General features: G+C 74.1%; 21 protein-coding genes. 8 read left to right on the forward strand and 13 right to left on the reverse strand.

What is annotated here, in order from left to right:
* Positions 1–411 precede the first annotated feature (411 nt).
* Genes ACO06A_RS01030 through ACO06A_RS01050 form a run of 5 tightly spaced genes read left to right on the forward strand, consistent with a single transcriptional unit; the run spans position 412 to position 8048 of the window.
* Positions 412–1908, forward strand: coding sequence for a cytochrome ubiquinol oxidase subunit I (locus ACO06A_RS01030; protein ID WP_421734315.1), 1497 nt, complete (start codon positions 412–414; stop codon positions 1906–1908).
* Between the two features lie 15 nt (positions 1909–1923).
* Positions 1924–2988, forward strand: coding sequence for a cytochrome d ubiquinol oxidase subunit II (gene cydB / locus ACO06A_RS01035; RefSeq protein WP_421734316.1), 1065 nt, complete (start codon positions 1924–1926; stop codon positions 2986–2988).
* A complete protein-coding gene (cydD, locus tag ACO06A_RS01040; protein ID WP_421734317.1) occupies positions 2985–4610 on the forward strand; it encodes a thiol reductant ABC exporter subunit CydD in 1626 nt (541 codons plus the stop codon). The genes cydB and cydD overlap by 4 nt, the downstream gene beginning before the upstream one ends.
* Complete coding sequence (cydC, locus tag ACO06A_RS01045) at positions 4607–6346, forward strand: thiol reductant ABC exporter subunit CydC (protein WP_421734318.1); 1740 nt, start codon at positions 4607–4609, stop codon at positions 6344–6346. Before cydD ends, cydC begins: the two co-directional genes overlap by 4 nt.
* On the forward strand, positions 6336–8048 hold the full coding sequence (locus tag ACO06A_RS01050; RefSeq protein ID WP_421734319.1) for a GAF domain-containing protein: 1713 nt from the start codon (positions 6336–6338) through the stop codon (positions 8046–8048). Before cydC ends, ACO06A_RS01050 begins: the two co-directional genes overlap by 11 nt.
* A gap of 15 nt (positions 8049–8063) precedes the next feature.
* Here ACO06A_RS01050 and ACO06A_RS01055 read toward each other — a convergent pair whose 3' ends face one another.
* The gene (locus ACO06A_RS01055; protein ID WP_421736114.1) at positions 8064–8690 is read right to left on the reverse strand and encodes a response regulator; all 627 of its coding nucleotides are present in this window, start codon (positions 8688–8690) and stop codon (positions 8064–8066) included.
* 57 nt (positions 8691–8747) lie between these two features.
* Here ACO06A_RS01055 and ACO06A_RS01060 point away from each other — a divergent pair, with 57 nt between their 5' ends.
* The gene (locus tag ACO06A_RS01060; protein WP_421734320.1) at positions 8748–9692 is read left to right on the forward strand and encodes an NAD(P)-dependent oxidoreductase; all 945 of its coding nucleotides are present in this window, start codon (positions 8748–8750) and stop codon (positions 9690–9692) included.
* On the opposite strand, the gene mutM is transcribed toward ACO06A_RS01060, so the two are convergent.
* The 11 genes from mutM to ACO06A_RS01115 form a co-directional block, all read right to left on the reverse strand.
* Entirely contained in the window at positions 9689–10591 is a 903-nt protein-coding gene (gene mutM, locus ACO06A_RS01065) for a bifunctional DNA-formamidopyrimidine glycosylase/DNA-(apurinic or apyrimidinic site) lyase (protein WP_421734321.1), read from the reverse strand. The genes ACO06A_RS01060 and mutM overlap by 4 nt on opposite strands.
* 1 nt (position 10592) lies before the next feature.
* Positions 10593–11282: a ribonuclease III gene (rnc, locus tag ACO06A_RS01070; protein WP_421734322.1), complete on the reverse strand. Its 690-nt coding sequence runs from the start codon at positions 11280–11282 to the stop codon at positions 10593–10595.
* Between the two features lie 68 nt (positions 11283–11350).
* Complete coding sequence (gene rpmF, locus ACO06A_RS01075) at positions 11351–11548, reverse strand: 50S ribosomal protein L32 (protein ID WP_055913037.1); 198 nt, start codon at positions 11546–11548, stop codon at positions 11351–11353.
* Between the two features lie 2 nt (positions 11549–11550).
* Entirely contained in the window at positions 11551–12129 is a 579-nt protein-coding gene (locus ACO06A_RS01080; protein WP_421734323.1) for a YceD family protein, read from the reverse strand.
* 138 nt (positions 12130–12267) lie between these two features.
* Positions 12268–12759, reverse strand: coding sequence for a hypothetical protein (locus ACO06A_RS01085; protein WP_421734324.1), 492 nt, complete (start codon positions 12757–12759; stop codon positions 12268–12270).
* The gene (gene coaD / locus ACO06A_RS01090; protein ID WP_421734325.1) at positions 12756–13244 is read right to left on the reverse strand and encodes a pantetheine-phosphate adenylyltransferase; all 489 of its coding nucleotides are present in this window, start codon (positions 13242–13244) and stop codon (positions 12756–12758) included. Before coaD ends, ACO06A_RS01085 begins: the two co-directional genes overlap by 4 nt.
* Positions 13245–13305: 61 nt before the next feature.
* Positions 13306–13872 carry a 16S rRNA (guanine(966)-N(2))-methyltransferase RsmD gene (gene rsmD, locus ACO06A_RS01095; RefSeq protein WP_421734326.1) on the reverse strand — a complete coding sequence of 189 codons (567 nt, stop codon included), beginning with the start codon at positions 13870–13872 and terminating at the stop codon, positions 13306–13308.
* A complete protein-coding gene (locus tag ACO06A_RS01100) occupies positions 13869–15488 on the reverse strand; it encodes a DUF6297 family protein (protein ID WP_421734327.1) in 1620 nt (539 codons plus the stop codon). The genes rsmD and ACO06A_RS01100 overlap by 4 nt, the downstream gene beginning before the upstream one ends.
* Positions 15485–16174 carry an ABC transporter ATP-binding protein gene (locus ACO06A_RS01105; RefSeq protein WP_421734328.1) on the reverse strand — a complete coding sequence of 230 codons (690 nt, stop codon included), beginning with the start codon at positions 16172–16174 and terminating at the stop codon, positions 15485–15487. The genes ACO06A_RS01100 and ACO06A_RS01105 overlap by 4 nt, the downstream gene beginning before the upstream one ends.
* Before the next feature lie 40 nt (positions 16175–16214).
* Positions 16215–18506 (reverse strand): ATP-dependent DNA helicase RecG, encoded by a 2292-nt coding sequence (locus tag ACO06A_RS01110; protein ID WP_421734329.1) that lies wholly within the window; start codon positions 18504–18506, stop codon positions 16215–16217.
* Positions 18507–18508: 2 nt separating this feature from the next.
* The gene (locus ACO06A_RS01115; RefSeq protein WP_421734330.1) at positions 18509–20026 is read right to left on the reverse strand and encodes a DAK2 domain-containing protein; all 1518 of its coding nucleotides are present in this window, start codon (positions 20024–20026) and stop codon (positions 18509–18511) included.
* A 279-nt stretch (positions 20027–20305) separates the two neighbouring features.
* Between ACO06A_RS01115 and rpmB the strand changes: the two genes are divergently transcribed.
* Positions 20306–20497, forward strand: a complete 192-nt coding sequence (rpmB, locus tag ACO06A_RS01120; protein ID WP_028050248.1) for a 50S ribosomal protein L28 — start codon at positions 20306–20308, stop codon at positions 20495–20497.
* Between the two features lie 84 nt (positions 20498–20581).
* On the forward strand, positions 20582–21106 hold the full coding sequence (locus ACO06A_RS01125; protein WP_421734331.1) for a GNAT family N-acetyltransferase: 525 nt from the start codon (positions 20582–20584) through the stop codon (positions 21104–21106).
* Positions 21107–21115: 9 nt separating this feature from the next.
* Here the strand turns inward: ACO06A_RS01125 and ACO06A_RS01130 are convergent, their stop codons facing one another.
* Entirely contained in the window at positions 21116–22099 is a 984-nt protein-coding gene (locus ACO06A_RS01130; protein WP_421734332.1) for a thiamine-phosphate kinase, read from the reverse strand.
* Position 22100 lies beyond the last annotated feature (1 nt).

The raw sequence follows: 22100 nt of genomic DNA on the forward strand, positions 1-22100 counted from the left end.
GTGCTGCGCGGCGACGGAAAGTCGGCGGTCGTGGCTGCTGCACCCGGTCGGCGCCATCGCCTGCGACGCCGGAGCCGTCGGTCCCGATCGGGGACCAGCGGGCGGCAGGGCGGCGGCTGGCGCGCACGACATGCTGGTGCTGCGAGCTCAAGGGTCCCGGGGCGGTGTGGTCGTCCAAGGAGCCGTGGTCAGTATCGCACAGGGCATCTCGCGCGGCGTCCCGTCGGCACCCGGCGCGCCCTGCCGTCTTTCTGACGGCCTGCCGTCTTCCGGGACCTTGGTCCCAGGGGCAGACTGGTCGTGGTCCTAGCGTTTCCCCAGGTCCGCACGTCAGGCCCGGTCGACCCACCGGGCCGGGTGGGCACCCTCGGACCCGACCCGCCGTACCGCCTCGCACCCCCGGAGGGGCCCGTGGACACGCTCGACGTCGCTCGATGGCAGTTCGGCATCACGACCGTCTACCACTTCATCTTCGTGCCGCTGACGATCGGGCTCGCGCCGCTGGTCGCGATCATGCAGACGGCATGGGTGCGCACGGGCAACGAGCGCTGGCTGCGGCTGACCAAGTTCTTCGGCAAGCTCCTGCTCATCAACTTCGCGATCGGTGTGGCCACCGGCATCGTGCAGGAGTTCCAGTTCGGGATGGCGTGGAGCGAGTACTCCCGCTTCGTCGGCGACGTGTTCGGCGCCCCGCTGGCCATGGAGGCGCTCGCCGCGTTCTTCGTCGAGTCGACGTTCCTCGGGCTGTGGATCTTCGGCTGGGACAAGCTGCCCAAGAGGATCCACCTCGCGTGCATCTGGGCCGTGGCGATCGCCACCAACCTCTCCGCCTTCTTCATCCTGGCGGCCAACTCGTGGATGCAGCACCCCGTCGGCTCGATCTACAACGAGACCACGGGCCGCGCCGAGATGGTCGACATCGGCGCCGTCCTGTCCAACCCCACGGTGCTCGCCGCGTTCCCGCACACCATCGCCGCCGCGTTCCTCACCGCCGGCACCTTCGTCGCGGGCATCGCGGCCTGGTGGATGGTGCGGCTGGTGCGGGCGGGACAGGCGGACAAGGCGCGCGACGTGTACCGGCCCGCGGTCGTCCTGGGCGTGATCGTCATGCTGGTGTCGGGCGTCGGCGTGGCGCTCTCGGGCGACTGGCAGGCCAAGCTCATGTTCGACCAGCAGCCCATGAAGATGTCGTCGGCCGAGGCGCTGTGCCAGACCACCGAGGGCGGCGCACCGTTCTCGATCCTGGCCATCGGCGACCTGAGCAACTCCTGCGAGGGCGTCAACCACGTCATCGAGATCCCCGGCCTCACGTCGTTCATGGCCACCGGCGACTTCAACGCCCCCCTGCCCGGCGTCCAGAACCTCCAGTCGGACTACGAGCAGAAGTACGGCTTCACCGACGACGAGGGCAACCCGATCTCCTACCAGCCGAACCTGCTCGTCACGTACTGGTCCTTCCGGCTGATGATCGGCTTCGGTGCCGGGTCCGCCGCACTCGCCCTGGTCGCCCTCTGGGTCACCCGCAAGGGCCGCGTCAACGGCAACGTCTGGTTCGGCCGGCTCGGCATCGTCGCGCTGCTCACCCCGTTCCTGGCGTCCTCGTTCGGCTGGATCTTCACCGAGATGGGCCGCCAGCCGTGGGTCGTCGCGCCCAACCCGAACCCGAGCGGCGTGGACGGCGTCTGGCTGCTCACCGCGCGCGGTGTGTCGACCGTGACCAGCGCCGGGACGATCCTCACCAGCCTGATCGCGTTCACCCTGCTCTACGGGGTGCTCGCCGTGTTCTGGTACCGCCTGATGCACCGCTACACCATCGAGGGCGTCGCCGACACCGAGCACGACCCCAGCCCCGACAACCCCGACAACGACCCGGACGCCGCCGACCGTCCGCTGTCGTTCGCGTACTGAGCGGAGCCGACGACCATGGAGCTCACGACCGTCTGGTTCATCCTCATCGCGGTCCTGTGGACCGGCTACCTCGTGCTCGAGGGGTTCGACTTCGGTGTCGGCATGCTGCTGGGCCTGCTGTCCCGCGGCGACCGCGCCGCCAAGGACCGCGACCGCCGCGTCATGATCAACACGATCGGCCCCGTCTGGGACGGCAACGAGGTGTGGCTGCTCACCGCCGGCGGCGCCACGTTCGCGGCGTTCCCGGAGTGGTACGCCACGATGTTCTCGGGCTTCTACCTGCCGCTGCTGCTCATCCTGCTCGCCCTGATCGTGCGCGTGGTGTCGTTCGAGTGGCGCGGCAAGATCGACGACGACCGGTGGCGCTCCCTGGCCGACCGGAGCCTCATCGTCGGCTCGTGGGTGCCCGCAGTGCTCTGGGGCGTGGCGTTCGCCAACCTGGTCCGCGGCGTACAGCTCGACACCGACCACCAGTACGTCGGCGGGTTCTGGGCGCTGCTCAACCCGTTCGCGCTGCTCGGCGGCGCGACGACGGCCCTGATCTTCCTCACGCACGGTGCGGTGTTCCTCGCTCTCAAGTCGGACGGGGACATCCGCGCGCGCGCCGGGGCGTTCGCCGCCCGGTCGTCCGTGGTCACCCTCGTCGTCGCCGGTGCGTGGGCCGTCTGGGCGCAGGTGGCCTACTCGGTGCCGTGGACGTGGGCCGCGGTGGTCGTCGCCGCCGGAGCGCTCGTCGTGCTGGTGGTCGCCGCGCAGCGCCGCAAGGAGGGCCTGGCGTTCACCGCCTCGGCCGTCGCGATCGTCGCCGCGGTGGTCCTGATCTTCGGCTCGATGTACCCCGACGTGATGCCGGCGTTCGACCCGGCGAACTCGCTGACGGTCACCAACGCGTCGTCCACCAACTACACGCTCACGGTGATGACCTGGGTGGCTGCGATCCTCACCCCGCTCGTCCTGCTCTACCAGGGCTGGACGTACTGGGTGTTCCGCAAGCGCATCTCCTCGCAGCAGATCCCCGCCCACACCGGCCTCACCTTCGAGAAGGTCCCCGTGCTGAACAAGCCGTCCTCCGACCAGTGAGACCGCTCGACCCGCGTCTCCTGCGGCACGCCGGTGCCGCCCGCGGGTACGTCGCGCTGACCGCCGCCCTCGGCGTGGTCACGGCGGCGCTGGTGGTCGCTCAGGCGCTGCTCCTGGCGCACACGCTCGGGAACGCGGTGACGGACGGCGCGACGCTCGCGGTGCTGGCCCCGACGATCGCCTGGCTGGCGGGCGTGGTGGTGGTCCGCGCCCTGGTGACCGCGCTGCAGGAGCGCTTCGCGCACCGGGCGGCCGCCCGCACCGTCGGGGAGCTGCGCGAGCAGGTCGTCGCGCACGCGGTGGCGCTCGGACCGCGCTGGCTGGCATCGGGCGAGGGTCCGTCGGTGGTCACGCTGGCCACCCGCGGGCTCGACGCGCTCGAGCCGTACTTCGTGCGGTACCTGCCGCAGCTGGTGCTGGCCGCGACCGTGACCCCCGGTGTGCTGCTGGTGGTGCTCGGGCTGGACTGGGTCTCCGCCGCGATCCTCCTCGTCGTGCTGCCGCTGGTCCCGATCTTCATGGTGCTCGTCGGACGGCTGACCCAGGGGCGTTCGGAGCAGGGCCTGGCGAGCATGCAGCGGCTCGGTGCGCAGGTTCTCGACCTGCTGGCGGGGCTGCCGACGCTGCGGGCGCACGGCCGCGAGCGCGGTCCCGGTGCTCGGGTGCGGCAGCTGGGCGACGCGCACCGGATGGCCACGATGGGGACCCTGCGCATCGCCTTCCTGTCCGGCATGGTCCTCGAGCTGCTCACCACGCTGTCCGTGGCGCTGGTCGCGGTGGGCATCGGGCTGCGGCTCGTCGAGGGCGACCTGGACCTGGTCACCGGCATCGCGGTGCTCGTCCTCGCGCCCGAGGTGTTCCTGCCGCTGCGCCAGGTCGGGGTCCAGTTCCACGCCGCAGCGGACGGGGTCGCGGCGGCCGGCCGGGCGTTCGAGGTGCTGGAGACCCCGGTCCCGGCGGCGGGTACGACGACCGCCCCGGACCTGCGCACCGCGACGCTCCGGCTCGACGGCGTGGGCGTCGCCGGCACCCCGCACGAGCTCGACCTGGTGCTGCGACCGGGCACCGTCGTCGCGCTCACCGGGCCGAGCGGCGCGGGCAAGACGACCGCGCTCGAGGTCGCCCTCGGGCTGCTGCGTCCCGACGCCGGCCGCGCCACGATCGACGGCGTCGACCTGGCGGACGTCGACCCCGCCTCGCTGTGGGCGCAGGTGACGTGGCTCCCCCAGCGCCCCGTGCTCGAGCCCGGCACGATCGCGCAGCTGGTGGGGGGCGACGACGCCTCGCGTGCGACCGCCGCTGCGCTCACCGGGCTCGATGCCGTGCTCGCGGACCTCCCGCTGGGCTGGGCGACGCCGCTGGGCCGCGGCGGGGAGGGCCTCAGCCTCGGCCAGCGGCAGCGCGTGGCCCTCACCCGCACGCTGCTGGCACCGACCCCGCTCGTCATCCTCGACGAGCCGACCGCCCACCTGGACACGGCCGGAGAGCAGGTGGTGCTCGACACGGTGCGGGCGCTGCGGGACGCGGGCAGGACCGTGCTGCTGGTGGCGCACCGACCCTCGCTGGTCGCGGCCGCCGACGACGTCGTGCGGGTGCGCGCGGCCGCGGAGGTGCTCGCATGACGCGCGGGACGCTGCGGCGCGCGGTGCGGCTCCTGGACATCGATCCGCGACGCCTCGCGCTCGCGCTGCTGCTCGGGACGCTCGCACTCGGCTGCGGTGTCGCCCTGGCCGCCGTGTCCGCCTGGCTCATCGCGCGCGCCTCGCAGATGCCGCCCGTGCTCCAGCTGTCGGTGGCCACCGTCGCCGTGCGGGCCTTCGGGATCGGCCGCGGGGTGCTGCGGTATCTCGAGCGCCTGGTGTCCCACGACGTCGCCCTGCGCGGCATGACCCAGCTGCGCACCACGCTCTACGAGCGGCTGGCGGCTGCCCGGCCCGACGCGTTGCTCCGGCTGCGCCGCGGCGACCTGCTGGCTCGCGTGGGAGCGGACGTCGACACGGTGGGTGACGTCGTCGTGCGTGGCCTGCTGCCGGCGGGGGTCGCCACCCTGCTCGGGGCGGGCACCGTCCTGGCGATGTGCGCGTTCTGGCTGCCGGCCGGGCTCGCGCTCGCCGGGTGCCTCGTGCTGGCCGGCGTCGCGGCGCCGCTGGTCGCGGCCCGCGCGGCGCGGGTGACCGAGCGTCTCGCGCTGGCGAGCCGGGCGGACATGACGGCGACCGCCCTGGGACTGCTGGACGACTCCGGGCCGCTGCGGGTCGGCGGGCGCGCGAGCGACGAGCTCGCGGCGCTGCGGGATGCCGACCGCCGCCTGGCTGCCGCGACCGACGCCGGTGCCGGTGCGGCCGCGCTGGCCGCGGGGCTCGGGCAGCTCGCCGTCGGCATCGCCGTGCTCGTCGCGCTGGTCACCGGCGTGCCGGCGGTCGGTGCCGGGCTGCTCTCCCCGGTCGAGCTCGCCGTCGTCGTCCTCACGCCCCTCGCCGCGTTCGAGGCCACGGCGCTGCTGCCCGCCGCGGCGATCCAGGTGCAGCGCTCACGCGCGGCCGCCGCCCGGATCCTCGCCCTGCTGGACGCCCCCGCAGAGTCCACCCCGACGGACACCGGTCCCGCCGCTCCCCCGCTCGTCGCCGTCGACCTCGCAGCCGGCTGGCCCGGCGCACCCGTCGTCGTCGAGGGTCTCGACCTCGACCTGCGCGCCGGCCGCTCGGTCGCGATCGTCGGACCGTCGGGCACCGGCAAGACGACCACCCTCCTGACCCTGGCCGGCCTGCTCCCGCGGCGGGGTGGATCGCTCACCCTCGGCGGGCGCGACGTCGACCACCTCTCCCGTGAGACGGTCGTCGGCGCCGTCGTCGTCGGCACCGAGGACGCGCACGTGTTCGGCACCACCGTGCTCGAGAACCTCCGGGTCGCGCGCGGCGACGTCACCGAGGCGGACGCCGTGGCGGTCCTCGCACGTGTCGGCCTCGACGGCTGGCTGGCGGGGCTCCCTGACGGGCTCGACACGCTGCTCGGCCCCGACGCCCGCACCGTGTCCGGCGGTGAGCGCCGACGGCTGCTCGTCGCCCGCGCGCTGCTGTCGCCGGCCGGGCTCCTGCTCGTCGACGAGCCCGCCGAGCACCTCGACCCCGACCGCGCGGATGCCCTGGTCACCGACCTGCTGGCCGACCCGCGCGGCGTGGTCGTCGTCACGCACCGGCTCACCCCGCTCGGCGCGGCCGACGAGGTGCTCTGGCTCGAGGACGGGAGGATCCGGGCGCGCGGTACGCATGCCGAGCTGACCGCCTCGACGCCCGGCTACCGTGAGTCGCTGGACCGCGAACGCGCGGACCAGGACAGGGAGGCCCAGCGTGCGCGATGAGACTCCCGAGGGCCGGCTCACCGAGGCGCCGGACTCGGCGCTCCTCCTCACCGGCGACGCCCTGACCGACCTGCTCGGCGCCATCCTGGCGGTCGCCAGCGAGCTCGAGCTGCCGGTCGTGCTCGAGCGGTTCGTGCAGGTCAGCGCCGAGCTCACCGGCGCCCGGTACGGCGCCCTCAACGTGCTCGACTCGCACGGCACCTCGACCACCTTCGTCTTCACCGGGGTCCCCACCGCCGTCGCCGGCGCCCTGCGCACAGCGCCCCACGCCCAGGGCGTGCTCGGCCAGATCCCGGAGACGGGCGTGCTGCGGCTCGACGACCTGCGGGAGCACCCGGCCTTCCGTGGCTTCCCGCGCGAGCACCCGCCGATGGGCTCCTTCCTCGGCGCCTCCGTCCGCGTGGGCGCCCGCGTGTTCGGCCAGCTCTACCTGTCCGAGAAGGCCGGCGGCTTCACCCAGGCCGACGAGGACGTGGTGGTCGCGCTGGCCGCGGCCGCGGGGGTGGCCGTCGCGAACGCGCAGCTGTACGCCGAGGCCGAGCGGCGCGAGCACTGGCTGCGCGCGGGTCAGGACATCACGACCATGCTCCTGGAGGGCATCGACGAGGAGGAGGCGCTCGACCACATCGCGGCCACGGCCCTCGACCTCGCGGGAGCCGACACCGCCGCGCTGGCCCTTCCCGGTGTCGGCGGGGAGCTGCTCATCGAGCTGGCCGTGGGGTACGAGAGCGAGCGCATCCTCGGTGCCAGGATGCCCACGGGCGGACGCGCCTGGACCGTCATGACGGAGGGCAAGGGCCTGCTCACGCCCTCCCTGTCGGCGGCCCGCACGGTCGCGGTGCCGGTCATGCGCGCGTTCGGTCCTGCGCTCTACGCACCGCTGCGGTCCTCCGGGCAGGACATGGGCGTGCTCATCCTCCTGCGCAGGATCGGGGCCACCCCGTTCGACGAGAGCGACCTGGCGACAGCCGAGTCGTTCGCCGCCCAGGCCGCCCTGGCGTACGTGCTGGCGGGCGCGCGGCACGCCCAGGACCTGGCCTCCCTGCTCGACGAGCGGGAGCGGATCGCCCGGGACCTGCACGACCTCGCCATCCAGCAGCTGTTCGCCACCGGCATGCAGCTGGAGACGGTGCGGCGACGAGCCGCGCGCGGCGTGGACGCGACCGAGCTGACCGGCATCGTCGACGACGCCCTCGACAACGTGGACGCGTCGGTGCGCCAGATCCGGCAGATCGTGCACGAGCTCCACGACCCCGACGCAGCCTCCGGGCTGGTCGAGCGGCTGCGCCGGGAGGCGTCGCTCGCGCGCACCGGGCTCGGGTTCGCGCCCTCGTTCATCGTCAGCCTGGACGGCGTCGTGCTCGTCGACGGTGGCGTCGAGGAGGACCAGCTGGACGAGCGGGTCGGTCAGGCGCTGGCCTCCGACGTGGTCGCGGTGGTGCGCGAGGGACTGGCGAACGCCGCCCGGCACGCGCACGCCGCGTCGGTCACCGTGCGGGTGACGGTGCGCGGGACCGGGCCTCTGGGAGTCGTGCTGGTCGAGGTGCAGGACGACGGCGTCGGCCTGCCCGCACGCCGCGACCGCACCTCGGGCACCGGCAACCTCGTCTCGCGCGCCCGGCAGCACCGGGGAACGTTCAGCCTGGGCGCCCCGCCCGAGGGCCGCGGCACGCTGCTGACGTGGGAGGCCCCGCTCGGCTGAGCGGCGGCCCGCGCGTCAGTGACCGGGCTCGGCCCGCCACCCGGCGTGCTTGCGCGACGCCACCCACGCCGCGACCTGCGTCCGCCGCTGCAGCCCCATCTTGGCCAGCAGCGACGTGATGTGGTTCTTGACGGTCTTCTCCACCACGCCGAGGCGCTCGGCGATCTCGCGGTTGGACAGACCCTCACCGATCAGGTCGATCACGCGCAGCTCGCTCGGCGTGAGGCTCTCCGTCGGGTCGTCGTGCCCGGCCTTGCGGCGGGTGACCGTCCGCTCGTCGAGCAGGATCCGGCCGGCCGCGACGGCGCGGATGACGTCCGTGATCTCCGCGCCGCGCACGGACTTCAGCAGGTAGGCGGCTGCACCGGCGTCCAGCGCGGCCGCGAGGGCGTCGTCGTCGTCGAAGGACGTGAGCACGATCGCGCGGGCCGACGGGAGCTGCTCGCGCAGCGCGCTGAGCAGCTCGATGCCCGTGCCGTCCGGCAGCTGGAGGTCCACGAGCAGGACCTGCGGACGCACCAGGGCGGCCCGCCGGACGCCGTCGGCGACCGATCCGGCCTCCGCGACGACGGACATGCCGTCCGCCCGGTCGACCACCTCGGCGATCCCACGCCGGACCACCTCGTGGTCGTCGACGATCATCACAGTGATAGGACCTGCGGAGGCGCTGATGTGGGGCACGGTGGCATCGTAACGAGAGTGACCACCTTGCTGCTGCCGACCACGCTGTCCGACGACCCGACCGTTCCGCCCGATGTCCGGGTTGTCCGGTACGACGTGGGTGAACCTGTGCCCGACGACGCCCTCGACGCCGACGCGCTCGTGCTCTGGGGCAACGGGCCCGAGCAGACCGCGGACGCCGCGCGCCGGCTGACCCGGCTGCGCTGGGTGCAGACGCTCGCCGCCGGGCCGGACGCCGCCCTGGCGGCGGGCTTCGCCGACGACGTCGTCCTCACGTCCGGCCGCGGGCTGCACGACGGACCGGTGGCCGAGCACACGCTGGCCCTGCTCCTGGCCGCCGCCCGCCGGCTCCCCGACCTGGTGCGTGCGCAGGACGCGCACCGCTGGGCCGGCGAGCTGGGGGGCATGCAGGACACCCGGCCGGGACAGGCGATCCGGACGCTCGACGGGGCCCGGGTGCTGATCTGGGGCTTCGGGTCGATCGCCGCCCGGCTGGCACCGCTGCTCGCGGCGCTGGGCGCCCAGGTCACCGGCGTGGCCACGACTGCCGGAGACCGCCACGGCTTCCCGGTGATCTCGACGTTCGACCTCCCGGACGAGCTTCCCCTGACCGACGTGCTGGTCTCGCTGCTGCCCGCCACACCGCAGACGCAGCACGCGGTCGACGCCGGCGTGCTGTCCCTGCTCCCCCGGCACGCATGGGTGGTCAATGTCGGCCGCGGCGCCACGCTCGACGAGGCCGCCCTGCTCGTCGCGCTCCGCGAGGAACGGCTGGCAGGCGCCGCGCTGGACGTGTTCGACACCGAGCCCCTGCCCGCCGACTCGCCGCTGTGGGACGAGCCGCGCCTGCTGATCAGCCCGCACGCGGCCGGGGGCCGGCCCATGGGATCTGGCGACCTGATCACGGCGAACCTCACCGCGTTCCTGTCGGGCGGAAAGCTGCGCAACGTGGTCGAGCGCTAGAAGCGACCCCGCCGCGGGCGCGGTTGGCAGTGCGGGCACGTGTAGGACGAGCGGTTCATGAACTCGTCGCGACGCACGGAGGTGCCGCACCGGGGACAGGGGCGGCCCTCCTGCCCGTACACGGCCAGCGAGCGGTCGAAGTAGCCGGAGGCGCCGTTCACGTTGACGTAGAGGGCGTCGAAGCTGGTCCCACCCTGGGCCAGCGCCTCGGTCATCACGGCACCGGCACCTTCCAGCGCGCGCTCCACCTCGCTGCGCCGCAGGGTCTCGGTCGGGCGCGCGTAGTGCAGCTGCGCACGCCAGAGGCCCTCGTCGGCGTAGATGTTCCCGACGCCCGAGACCAGGGTCTGGTCCAGCAGCGCGCGCTTGAGGCCGGTCCTGCGCCGCCGCACCGCCGCGACCAGCGCGTCGTGGTCGACGGCCGGGTCCAGCAGGTCGCGGGCGATGTGCGCGACCGGCTCGGGGAGCACCGGCAGCGGGGACCCGAGGCCGCCCGGTGCACCGTCGGTCGTGGGCACCAGGTCGGGGACGCTCAGGTGGCCGAACGTGCGCTGGTCGACGAAGTCGACGGCGGCGCCGTCATCGAGCTCCAGTCGGACCCGCAGGTGCGGATGCTCCGGTCGGGCTGCCCCGGGCTCGCGGACCAGCAGCTGCCCGCTCATGCCCAGGTGCGCCAGGAGGGCGTCGTCGCCCTGGTCCAGCAGGAGCCACAGGAACTTCCCGCGCCGGACCGCCGCGTCCAGCCGGCGCCCCCGCAGCCGACCGGCGAAGTCGAGCGGACCTGCGTCGTGCCGCCGGACGCTGTAGTCGCGGCGCACCTCGACCGCCGTGACTGTGCGGCCCAGCACGTGCCGGGCGAGCCCGTCCCGGACGGTCTCGACCTCGGGCAGCTCGGGCACGTCAGGAGTGCTCGAGCGCCGCGAGCACCCGGTACGCGTCCGCAGCCGCGTCCTGCTCGGCGAGCTTCTTGGCGGGTCCCACCCCGACGCCCCGCGGCTGCCCCGCGACCACCGCACGGGCGGTGAACGTGCGGGAGTGGTCCGGACCCTCGCCCGTGACCTCGTAGCTCGGCGCCCCGAGCCCCAGCGCCGCGGACAGCTCCTGCAGCGACGTCTTCCAGTCGAGGCCGGCACCGAGACCCGCAGCCGCGTCCAGCGAGGGTCCGACCAGGCGCTCGACGAGCGTCCGCGCCGTCTCCACGCCGTGGCTCAGGTACACGGCGCCGAACACGGCCTCGAGCGTGTCGGACAGGATCGAGTCCTTGTCCGGCCCGCCCGTAGACAGCTCGCCCTTGCCCAGCAGCACGTAGCTGCCGAGGTCGAGGTCCCGCGCGACCAGCGCGAGCGCGCGCTGCGACACCGTGGCGGCCCGCATCTTCGCGAGCGCACCCTCCGGGAGGTCCGGGTGCGCGCGGTACAGCCGCTCGGTGACCACCAGCCCGAGGACCGAGTCCCCGAGGAACTCGAGGCGCTCGTTGGTCGGCAGGCCACCCGCCTCGTGCGCGAACGAGCGGTGGGTCAGGGCGAGCACAAGAAGCTCGGGGTCCAGATGGACCCCGAGCTTCTCGAGAAGTTCTGCCGCGGCACTCACGCCGGTCCTCCGGTCATCGAATGCTCCACGGCGGACGAGCTGGGCTCAAGGAGCCACGAGCTCGAGCCTCAGCGGACCTCGAACTCGGTCCGCACGGCCTCGGCGTAGGCACGGTCCTTGTAGGTACCGCACGACGGGCACGCCGTGTGCGGCATCTTGTTGGCCTTGCACTGCGGGCAGGTGTGGAGCGTCGTGGCAGTGGTCTTCCACTGCGACCGACGCGCACGGGTGTTGCTGCGCGACATCTTGCGCTTCGGAACAGCCACGGCTAGCTCTCTTTCGTCTCGTCGTTCGAGCCCACGAGGCCGCCCAGAGCGGCCCAGCGAGGATCAAGCGTCTCATGCGAGTGGTCAGGGTCGTCCGCCAGTCGCGCTCCACACTCGGAGCACAGGCCGGGGCAGTCAGGGCGGCACAGCGGCTGGAACGGCAGAGCCGGCACCACCGTGTCCCTCAACGCGGGTTCGAGGTCGATCATGTCATCCTCGAGCTCGCGCACGTCTTCTTCGTCGTCGCCGTCCTCGGCCGCGACCGCCGCGCGCTCGGGGTAGACGTAGAGCTCCGTGAGCGAGACGTCGACATCCACGACGGCCTCGCTCAGGCAGCGCACGCACTCCCCGATCGCCCGGCCACGGACAGATCCGGTGACCAGGACCCCCTCCATGACCGCTTCGAGCCGCAGATCCAGCTCGACGTCGGCCCCGAGGGGGATGCCGATCACGTCGGTACCGAGATCCTGGGGGGCCGGCACGGTGCGCTGCACGGTCCTCGTCGATCCCGGACGTCGGCCGAGCTCGTGGGTATCGAGCACGAGCGGCGAACGGGGATCGAGGCGAACAGGGCGCGACACGGCCGGGGTCCCCTCGTTGATCTCGGTCCAGCCATGAGCGGCAGAACCAACGGATGACTCTACGGCACAGGTCAGGGGCGGCCCAAATCCGTCGCGAGTGGCGCAGGTCTCACTCGCCGGCCGCGCGCGCCGCCGACCTCAGGCCTCGTCGACGCCGAGCCGTCCTGCGAGCTTGGCCCGGCCCGCCTGCACCTGGCTCAGCACCTTGCCGAGGTCGATCTCGAAGTCCGCCAGCCGGCGGTCGCAGTAGTCGTCCGCCTCCCGCTGCAGCCGCTCCGCGGTCTCCTCCGCGTCGGCGACCACCTGCGCCGCGCGCTCCCGAGCGGCGACCACGACGGCCTCCTGGTCGACGAGCGCAGCGGCCTGCTCTCGCGCCCGCGCCAGCAGCGCGTCGGCGTCCGCCTGGGCGACCGACCGGGCGGCGTCGGCGTCGGCCAGCACCTCGTCCGCCCGCGAGAGCTGGCTGGGCAGCACGTCGCGCGCCTGGTCCACGAGGTCGAGCAGCTCGGCGCGGTTCACCAGCACCGAGGACGACATAGGCATCGCCCGCGCGTTCGCGACCGCCGAGGCGATCGCGTCCAGCACGCCGGTGAGGCCCTCGGGCCGGGTGGTCTGATCCTCGTCGGTCATCCTGCGTCCCTTCCTCGAAGTGCTGTCCGCACGGCGTCCGCCACGACGCCCGGCACGAGGTCGTCGATCGGGCCGCCGTAGCGCGCCACGTCCTTGACCAGCGACGACGCGATGTGCGCCAAGGCCTGGTCGCCGACGACGAACACCGTCTCGACACCCGACAGGTGCCGGTTCATCAGCGCCATCGGCAGCTCGGCGTCGAAGTCGGCGCCACCGCGCAGGCCCTTGACCACCGCGACCGCACCCACCGTACGGACGAAGTCGGCCAGCAGCCCGTCGACAGCCTCGACCCGCACGCCGTCCACGCCCGAGAACACGTCACGCACGAGGGCGACCCGCTGCTCGACGGGCAGCAACGAGGCCTTGGTGGAGTTGCGGGCGACGCCCACGACGACCTCGTCGAACATCGAACGGGCGCGTCGGATCACATCGACGTGACCGAGCGTGAGGGGGTCGAACGACCCGGGGCAGACGGCAGTGGTCACCTCGCCAGGGTAGGCCAGCCGTCGCGTCCGACCACGGGAACGCGCGGCAGCCGCACCGCGGTCAGGACTGAGCGCCCTCCACGAGCTCGGCGAACCACATGACCGTGTCGCCGTACGCGCGGCGGTCGAACCTGGCCAGTGTCGGCGGCCACGTGGGCTCCGGGGTGCGGGACGCCCGCTCCACGACGACGACCCCGTGCGCGGACAGCACCGGTCCGATCCCCGTCAGCACGCCGGCCAGGTCGGCCTCCGCGAGGTCGTACGGGGGGTCGATGAGCACCAGGTCCCACGGCGTCGTCGGTGCCCGCAGGACGAAGCGTTCGGCCTTCTCGGCGACCACCTGCACGGTGTCCGCCAGCCCGAGCGTCGTCACGTTGCGGCGGCACACGTCGGCGGCGTCCCGGGCCGACTCGACCAGGGTCACGTGCGTGGCGCCGCGGCTGGCGGCCTCGATCCCCAGGGCACCGGACCCGGCACAGAGGTCGAGCACGCGGGCGCCGTCGACGACGTCGAGGTGCTCCAGCCGCGAGAAGAGGGCCTCCCGCACGCGCTCGCTCGTCGGTCGGGTCCCCGCGCGCGGCACCTGGAGCACGCGGCCGCCCACCGACCCCGCGACGATCCGGGTCACCGGCGGGCTCCCGCCCGCTCCTGCTCCTGGGCGTCCATCAGGGTCTCCATGAGCGAGCGCGTGCGGATGGACGAGGCGACCGCCACCGCAATGATCGACAGGATGATCTGCGAGTAGAGCAGGGTCGCGTTCACCGTCCGCAGCAGCACCGCGATCCAGACCGGCAGCAGGCAGAGCACGACGAGGTCCGGTCCGCGGGCGAGCACCGTGGCGACGCCCGTGGGCAGCGCGCCCATCGGGGTGGACACCAGGGCACCGCCCCAGTTGGGGGCCGGCCGGTACGAGGCGCGGACGGCCGCTGCGGCCCACACCGGCGTCGAGGCCAGCCCGAGCGCGATCCAGCCGGGCACGTCGGACGCCCACCGGCCCACTGCGGCGAACGCGACGACGGACCAGAGCGCCATCGCTGCAGCCGGCACGACCATGCGCAGGCGACGGACCGTCTTGGCGTCGATGGGCAGCAGACGGTCGAGGATGGGTGCCATCTCGGCACGCCGGGCGCCCTCTCCGGTCGCACTCATCGCCACCGAGCCCGCGATCAGCAGGGCCAGCAGGACGCCGACGCTGCTGGCGAGCTGCGGGACGGTGCTCACGAGCACGGGGACCAGCGCGGCGACCACGAGCTGCACCACGTGCCGTGCGGACCGGCGCAGGACCACGACGTCGGCCGTGATCAGCGCGGAGACCGGTCCGCGCGCCGTGCGCAGCCGGGAGACCCACCGTCGCACCGGGGCTGCCGCGCCGTCCGTCAGCGCGCGGCCGAGCTCGCGGGAGTCCATCGACACCACGGCGCCGACGGCCTGGGTGGCCACCGAGCCGCTCTCGCGCAGGCTCCGCGCGGGCATCCGCCCGAGCCGCCGGTCGACCATCACGGCCAGCCCGGCGACGACCGGGACCAGCCCGACGACGAACCACCACGGAGCGCTCGGCACCTCGTCCACCGACCAGCCCATCCGTGCGAGCACGACCGCCACGACGGGGGCGAGGAAGAGCAGCACGTCGCCGGCCAGCGCGATCGAGCGCCGCGAGACGCTCGCCGACTGCCCGACCGCCGCGACCAGGACGATGCCGGCGGCCACGAGTGCGGCGGTCGCCGCCACCCGCACCACGCGCAGGCCGGGGTCCGCGAGCAGGCCCGCGTCCAGGAGCGCGACGAGCACCGCGCCGACGAACCCGGCGAGCAGCGGCAGCCGTCGTGCGGCGGGACGCAGCAGCCCCCGCCGGTCGACGGGCAGCCCGAGCCACCAGGCGGCCTCCGCTCCCCCGGCTCCGACCGGACCCAGCCGGCCTGCCAGCGACAGCAGAGCACCGGCGAGCGCCACGATGATGACGACGACGAGCGTGGCCAGGCTCAACGAGAGCGGCGCCTCGACGTCCGGGGACGGCGGCAGCGACGCGCGCATGGCCTGCGCGAAGCCGAGCGCCAGCCCGACGCTGATCGCGATGCTGATGACCGCGTAGTAGACGCTGGACAGCAGGTCACCGACGTGCGCGCCGCCGCGGGCGTTCGCAGCCTGGGCGGTGAAGCGGCGGATGCTCTTCGCGGACGGGACCTCACCGACCTCGAACGGCTGGACGGCCGGCTCGTCGCCGTGGGCGTCGACGACGTCGGTCACGGGTTCTCCCGAGCGATGAGGTCCGCCGCCTGGTCGGTCGGGAGCAGGCGGGTCACGTCGTCGGCCACGTGCACGGCGCGGTCGGCCACCGCACGGAGCAGGTCCGGGTCGTGCGTGGCCAGCAGGACGGCGCCGCCCGACGTCTTCTCCGCGACGATCCGGGCGGCGAGCCGGTCGCGCATCGCCCGGTCCAGCCGCTGCTCGGGCTCGTCGAGGACGAGCAGGGAGCGCGGCCGGACGAACCCCGCGGCCAGCAGGAGCCGGCGCCGCTGCCCGGAGGACAGGGCGACCGGCAGCGACCTGGCGTGGTCGGCCAGGCCGAACTCCGACAGCAGCCCGGCCACCACGTCCTGGGCACCGTGCACGCCGTGCCCGCGGGCGGTCAGGTACAGGTGCTCGGAGACGGTGAGTGCGGGGAAGTACGCGTCGTCGTCGAGGACGCTGGCCACCTTGGTGCGGAATCCGACGTCGCGCTCGTCCACGGGTGCGCCGAACACCTGGAGCGACCCGCCCGACGGTTCGAGCAGCCCGATGACCGCCCGCAGCACGGTGGACTTCCCCGAGCCGTTGGCGCCGACGAGGGCGATGACCTTGCCGGGCGCCAGCGTGAACGACACGGGTGCGCACACGGGCGCCCCGCCGTAGCCGACGAGCAGGTCCTGGGCGCGGATGACGGGCTTCGACACGTGCGTCAGGGTATCCGTCGGGCGCCCCGGCTCCCGACGTTCAGCTCTGACCGAGGAAGCCCTCGCGGCCGTCGGCCAGCTGGAGGTCGATCGCCGCGCGGAGCGCGGGCCACGCCGCCAGCTCCGGATCGGCGTCCACGACCGCGCGGGCGTCGTCGCGGGCGCGGTCGATCACCGCGCCGTCGCTGACGATGCGCAGGAACCGCAGGGCCCCCCGGCGGCCGGACTGAGCCGACCCGAGCACGTCGCCCTCCTTGCGCAGCTCGAGGTCGACGCGCGCGAGCTCGAACCCGTCGGTCGTCGCGGCCAACGCACCCAGCCGCTGGGCGGCGACGGTGCCCTCGGGGGCGTCGGCGACCAGCAGGCACAGCCCGGGCGCACTCCCCCGGCCGACGCGACCACGCAGCTGGTGCAGCTGGGACAGCCCGAAGACGTGGGCGTCGAGGATCACCATCACCGTGGCGGCCGGCACGTCGACCCCGACCTCGATGACCGTGGTGGACACCAGCACCGGCGTGCGGCCGGACGAGAAGTCGGCGATCGCCCGGTCCTTCTCGTCGCTCGTCATGCGCCCGTGCAGGAGACCGATCTCCACCCCGTCCAGCCGGGCGTCGTGCCGCAGGGTCTCGACGACCTCGAGCACGGCCCGCAGCGGGCGCTTCGGCGCGCGCCCCTCCGCCGCCTGGGCCTCCCCGACGGTCGTCGGCTCGTCGAGGATCAGGTCCGCACCGTCCGTCTCCCGCGGCCCGGCGTCGGCGCCGTCGTCGTCGCCGTCGATCCGTGCGCACACGACGAAGGCCCTCCCGCCGCGCTCGACCTCCTCGCGCACCCGGGTCCACGTCCGGTCCATCCAGGGTCGGTTGTCGGCCGGGACGACGTGCGTGGTGACGCCGCTGCGGCCGGCCGGCACGTGCCGCAGCTCCGAGATCTCGAGCTCGCCGAAGACCGTCATGGCCACCGTGCGCGGGATCGGGGTGGCGGTGGTCACCAGCAGGTGCGGGGCGTTCGCGGCCTTGGCCTGGAGCCGCCCGCGCTGCTCGACGCCGAACTTGTGCTGCTCGTCGATCACCACGAGCCCGAGGTCGGCGAACTGCACGGGGTCCGACAGCAGGGCGTGCGTGCCGACGACGATCCCCGCCTGCCCGCTCGCGGCCTCGAGCAGGTTGCTGCGGCGCTCGGCGGCGTTCTGGGCACCCGTCAGCAGCGCCACCCGCGTACCGATCTCGGAGCCGCCCAGCAGCCCACCCTCCGCCAGGTCGCCCAGCAGCGCACGAAGCGTGCGGACGTGCTGGGCCGCGAGCACCGACGTGGGGGCGAGCATCGCCGCCTGGCCGCCCGCGTCGACCACCTGGAGCATCGCGCGCAGCGCCACGACCGTCTTGCCGGAGCCGACCTCGCCCTGGAGCAGCCGCTGCATGGGATGCGGGGACGCGAGGTCCGCGGCGATCTGCTCGCCCGCGGCGACCTGGCCCTCGGTGAGGGTGAACGGCAGGCGTGCGTCGAAGGCGTCCAGCAGGCCTCCGGACCGGGCCGGACGGGCCGTCGACTCCTCCCGCTGGGCATGCGCGCGCCGACGGGCCAGCTCCGCCTGCAGGACGAAGGCCTCCTCGTAGCGCAGGCGGGCCTGACCCTTGCGCCAGTCCTCCTCGGTCTGCGGGACGTGGACCCCGCGCAGCGCGCTCCAGCGCGACGCGAGGTGCCGTTCGGCGCGGACGGTGTCCGGCACCGGGTCCGGGACGTCGGACTCGGTCAACCGGTCGAGCTCGGTGCGGACCGCCTTGCGGATCTTGTCCGACTCCAGGCCGGCGGTCGCCGGGTAGATCGGGATCGGCCACTCGGCCTCCTCGAGCGCGACCGCCTCGTCGACCTCGTGCCCGAAGATCGCGTACGTGGGGTTGGCCAGCTGGAGCCGTCCGTTGAACACGTTGATCTGCCCGGAGAAGAGCCCGAGCGCACCCGGGACCAGCCGCTTGAGATGGAACTCCGCCATCGAGCGGTGCGGCATGAAGATCACGAGGTCGAGCGTGCGGGTGCCGTCGGTGACCTTCGCCTCGACCCGCGGCTTGCCCGTCCGCTGCGCCAGCTTGATCTCCGCGCCGCGCACCTGGGCGACGAGCGAGACGTTGCGACCCACCGCCAGGCTCGCGATGTCCGTCACCTCGCGCGAGTCCGCGTACCGCCACGGGTAGTGGGCGAGCAGGTCCCCGACCGTCTCGATGCCGAGCGTGGCGTACTTCTTCTGCTCCGCCGGCTTTCCCTCCACGCGGCGGTGGAGCACGTCGACGTGCGTGTGCACGCTGTCCGGGTACGTGAGCCCGTCGCGGCCGGCCACGGTCAGTCCAGCCCCAGCACGAGCGCGGGACCGTGCCCCGTCGGACCGACCACCGTCGCCTCGACGCCCGGGTGGTGAGCGGCAAGATGGTCGACCAGGTCCCCGACCAGCCCGCCGTCCGGCGCCCCCTCGAGCAGCACGGTCAGGCTCTCCGCCGGGACCTGGCGGGGGGCCAGCAGCAGGGCGTCGACCGCGTCGCTCACGGCGCGTGCGGAAACGACGTCGACGGCGTGCACGTCCAGCCTGCTCAACGCTGCGCGGGCCGCTGCGCAGCCCTGTGCGGTCAGCCCCGCACCCGCGAGCGCCAAGGAGGCGACCACCGCACGCAGCTCGTCGGTCGCGTCGAGCCGCTCGATCACGACCCCCGGCGCGGCCAGCGCGGCGACCTCGTCCGGTGGCGCTCCGGTGCCCGGCAGCAGGACGACGTGCGTCGCGCCGGTGTCGGTGACGGCACGCTCCAGGTGGACCGACCGGACGGGCCCCTCCGGGCACCGCACCAGGACGACCGCCCCCGACGACGCGTACCAGGCCGCCAGGTCGGGTGCGGCGGTGCAGGCCACGACACCCCACCTCTCGAGCCCGTCCGCGCGGCCGGTCAGGGCCGAGCCGCCCGCGTGCGCCCCCGCGAGGAGCCGGACCAGGACCTGCTCCCGACGCCCGAGCTCGGCACCGGCGATCGCCGCGGCCGGGTCGTCCGTGTGCACGTGCACGTGCCACCACCCGTCCCCGCCGACGACCGCGACCGAGTCGCCGACCGCCCCCATCCGCCGGCGCAGCTCGGCGCCGGTGTCGGTCACCGGGTGCTCGTCGCTCACCAAGAGCATCACCTCGAACGCGCCGCCGGTCGGCTCGGCGGACGCGTGGTGCGCACCGGCCGTCGGCAGCCAGTCCAGCGGGACCTGCACCGGCCGCTCGTCGGCCACCGCGCGGGCCAGCGCGTCCAGGACGACGAGCAGTGCGCAGGCTCCGGCGTCCAGGACGTGGGCCGCGCGGAGCACGGGGTGCACGGCGCTGATCCGCCCGAGGGCGCGCAGAGCCTCCGCGACCGCCTCCGCGAGCATCGTCGGGAGGTCGGCACCCGCGTCGGCGGCGGTGGCTGCGGCGCTGGACACGACGTCGGCCAGCGTCAGGACGGTGCCCTCCTGCGGCTCGACGGTCGCCTCCCGGGCGGCCCGCCCCGCCACGGCGAGGCAGCGGGCGACCTCGCGGGCACCCGCCTGCGCGGGCAGGGAGCGCGCGAAACCGGTGAGGTACTGGCTGACGATGACGCCGGAGTTCCCCCGCGCGGCGAGCAGGGCGCCCCGACCGAACGCGCGGGCCACCTCCTCCGGCGTCGCGCCCACCGGGACGAGCTCGACCGCGTCCAGCCCGCCGATGACCGTGAGCAGCACGTTCGTGCCGGTGTCGGAGTCCGCCACGGGGAACACGTTCACGGCGTCGATGCGGTCCCGTGCCGCGTCCAGCGCGGAGCGTGCCGCATGCGCCCAGTCGCGCACCGCCACGGCCTCGAGCTGGTCCACCGCACCTCCGTCGTCCCGGATCGCCCCACCACGCCGGCAGGTGCTCCCGCCTGCCTCGACGGGGCACCACCCTGCCTCATCACACCCACATTTGGGTCGACGTGCACGATGGGCTAGTCTTGACCGGTTGCCCGGCCTCGCTGGGCACTGGTGGTGCCCGGTGGCGGCCCCCGAATCCTTGTCCGGAAACGGTACGGAGACGGTGTCGCTCGTGCGCCCCGACCCATGACTTCGCCGCACACGCGGCTCATGATCCGCAAAGAGCAACAGGAGAAGACCGTGGCTGCCAACTGCGACGTCTGCGCCAAGGGCCCGAGCTTCGGGCACAGCATCTCGCACTCGCACGTGCGCACGAAGCGGCGCTGGAACCCGAACATCCAGCGCGTGCGTGCCGTCGTCGCGGGGACGCCCAAGCGTCTCAACGTGTGCACGTCGTGCCTCAAGGCCGGCAAGGTGCAGCGCGCCATCTGACGTCACCAGACGTTCTCGAAGGCCCGTGAGGTTGTCACCTCATGGGCCTTCGCCATGCCCGACACGTGTGGCAAGGTGACCTCCATGGTCGAGCAGCTGGACGAGGTGACGATCCGGGTCGCCACCGAGGGGGACGCCGCAGACATCGCTCGGGTGCACGTGCGGTCGTGGCAGGAGGCGTACGCGGGCATCGTGCCCGACGCGTACCTCGCCTCCCTGGACGCGGACGCCCGCGTCGCGCAGTGGCGCACGTACCTGCGTGAGGGCCCACGGGAGGAGATCCGCACCTGGGTCGCGCTCGCCGGCGACCGCATCGTCGGGTTCGTCACCGTCGGGCCCAGTCGCGACGAGGACGCGGGGCGCGGCGACCACGAGATCTTCTCCATCTATCTCGACCCGGGCATCTGGGGCCACGGCGTCGCCCGTGACCTGATGCGCTCGGTGATCGGCGAGGTCGGGAGTGCGACCACGATCACGCTGTGGGTGCTGGCGGACAACGAGCGCGCCCGGCACTTCTACCGACGGCACGGCTTCCAGGCCGACGGTGTGGAGCGGTACGACGACATCGGCGGGGAGAGCCTGCTTGAGGTCCGCTACCGCCGCGGCTGACCGACCGGCTCAGCCGGCGAAGTGGTCCCACCCGGACCGCGCAGGGCCGGGTACGCCGTCGACGCGCACGGCGCCCTCCCCCGCGACCACGCGGCCGACGGCCCGGAACGGCTCCGGCAGCACCGCGCCGGCGGGGAACGTGGCCAGCAGCCCGTGGTCCTCCCCGCCGTCCAGCACCCAGCGCTCGGCCACGACGCCGAGCGCACCAGCGACGGCCCGCAGGCGCTCCAGGTCGCCCGCGAACGCCGCGGAGTCCAGCTCGACCCCGACGCCGCTGGCCCGCGCGAGGCGTCCCGCGTCCCGCAGCATCCCGTCGGACACGTCGAGCATCGCCGTCGCGCCCGCGACCGCCGCGGCGGGGCCGGCACCCAGCGGGGCGACGGGCCGCAGGTGAGCGCCCACGAGCTCCCGGTCCAGCTCGCCGCGGCCGGCGTTCAGGAGGGCCAGGCCGGCCGCCGACCACCCGGCCACGCCGGCGTGCGCCACCACGTCGCCCTGCCGCGCACCCGAGCGCAGCACCGGTGCACGGCCCCCGAGGTCTCCGTGCGCGGTGACAGCGACGACGACGACGGGCCCCCCCGACAGGTCACCGCCCACGACGCCCACGCCGAGCGGCCCGCACTCGGCCGCGAGCCCGCTCGCGAGGCCCTCGACCCACGACGCCGGCAGGTCGCCCGGGATCACCAGGGCGACCACCAGGCTGGTGGGTCGCGCGCCCATCGCGGCCACGTCGGCCAGGTTCTGCACCGCCGCGCGCCGGCCCACGTCCTCCCCGGAGGACCACGCCCGGCGGAAGTGCCGGTCCTCGACCAGCACGTCGGTGGTGACCACGAAGCGGCCGTCGGGTGCGGACACGACCGCGGCGTCGTCGCCGGGGGCAAGCTCGGTGTCGTCACCGAGGGGCAGCAGGGGGAAGATGCGGGCCAGGAGCCCGTCCTCGGACAGGTCCGACACGAGGGGGCCGTCGGAGGGTGCGGGGGTGTCGCCGGTCACC

The sequence above is a fragment of the Cellulomonas sp. genome (genome assembly GCF_965229465.1).
In the GTDB taxonomy this organism is placed as follows: domain Bacteria; phylum Actinomycetota; class Actinomycetes; order Actinomycetales; family Cellulomonadaceae; genus Cellulomonas.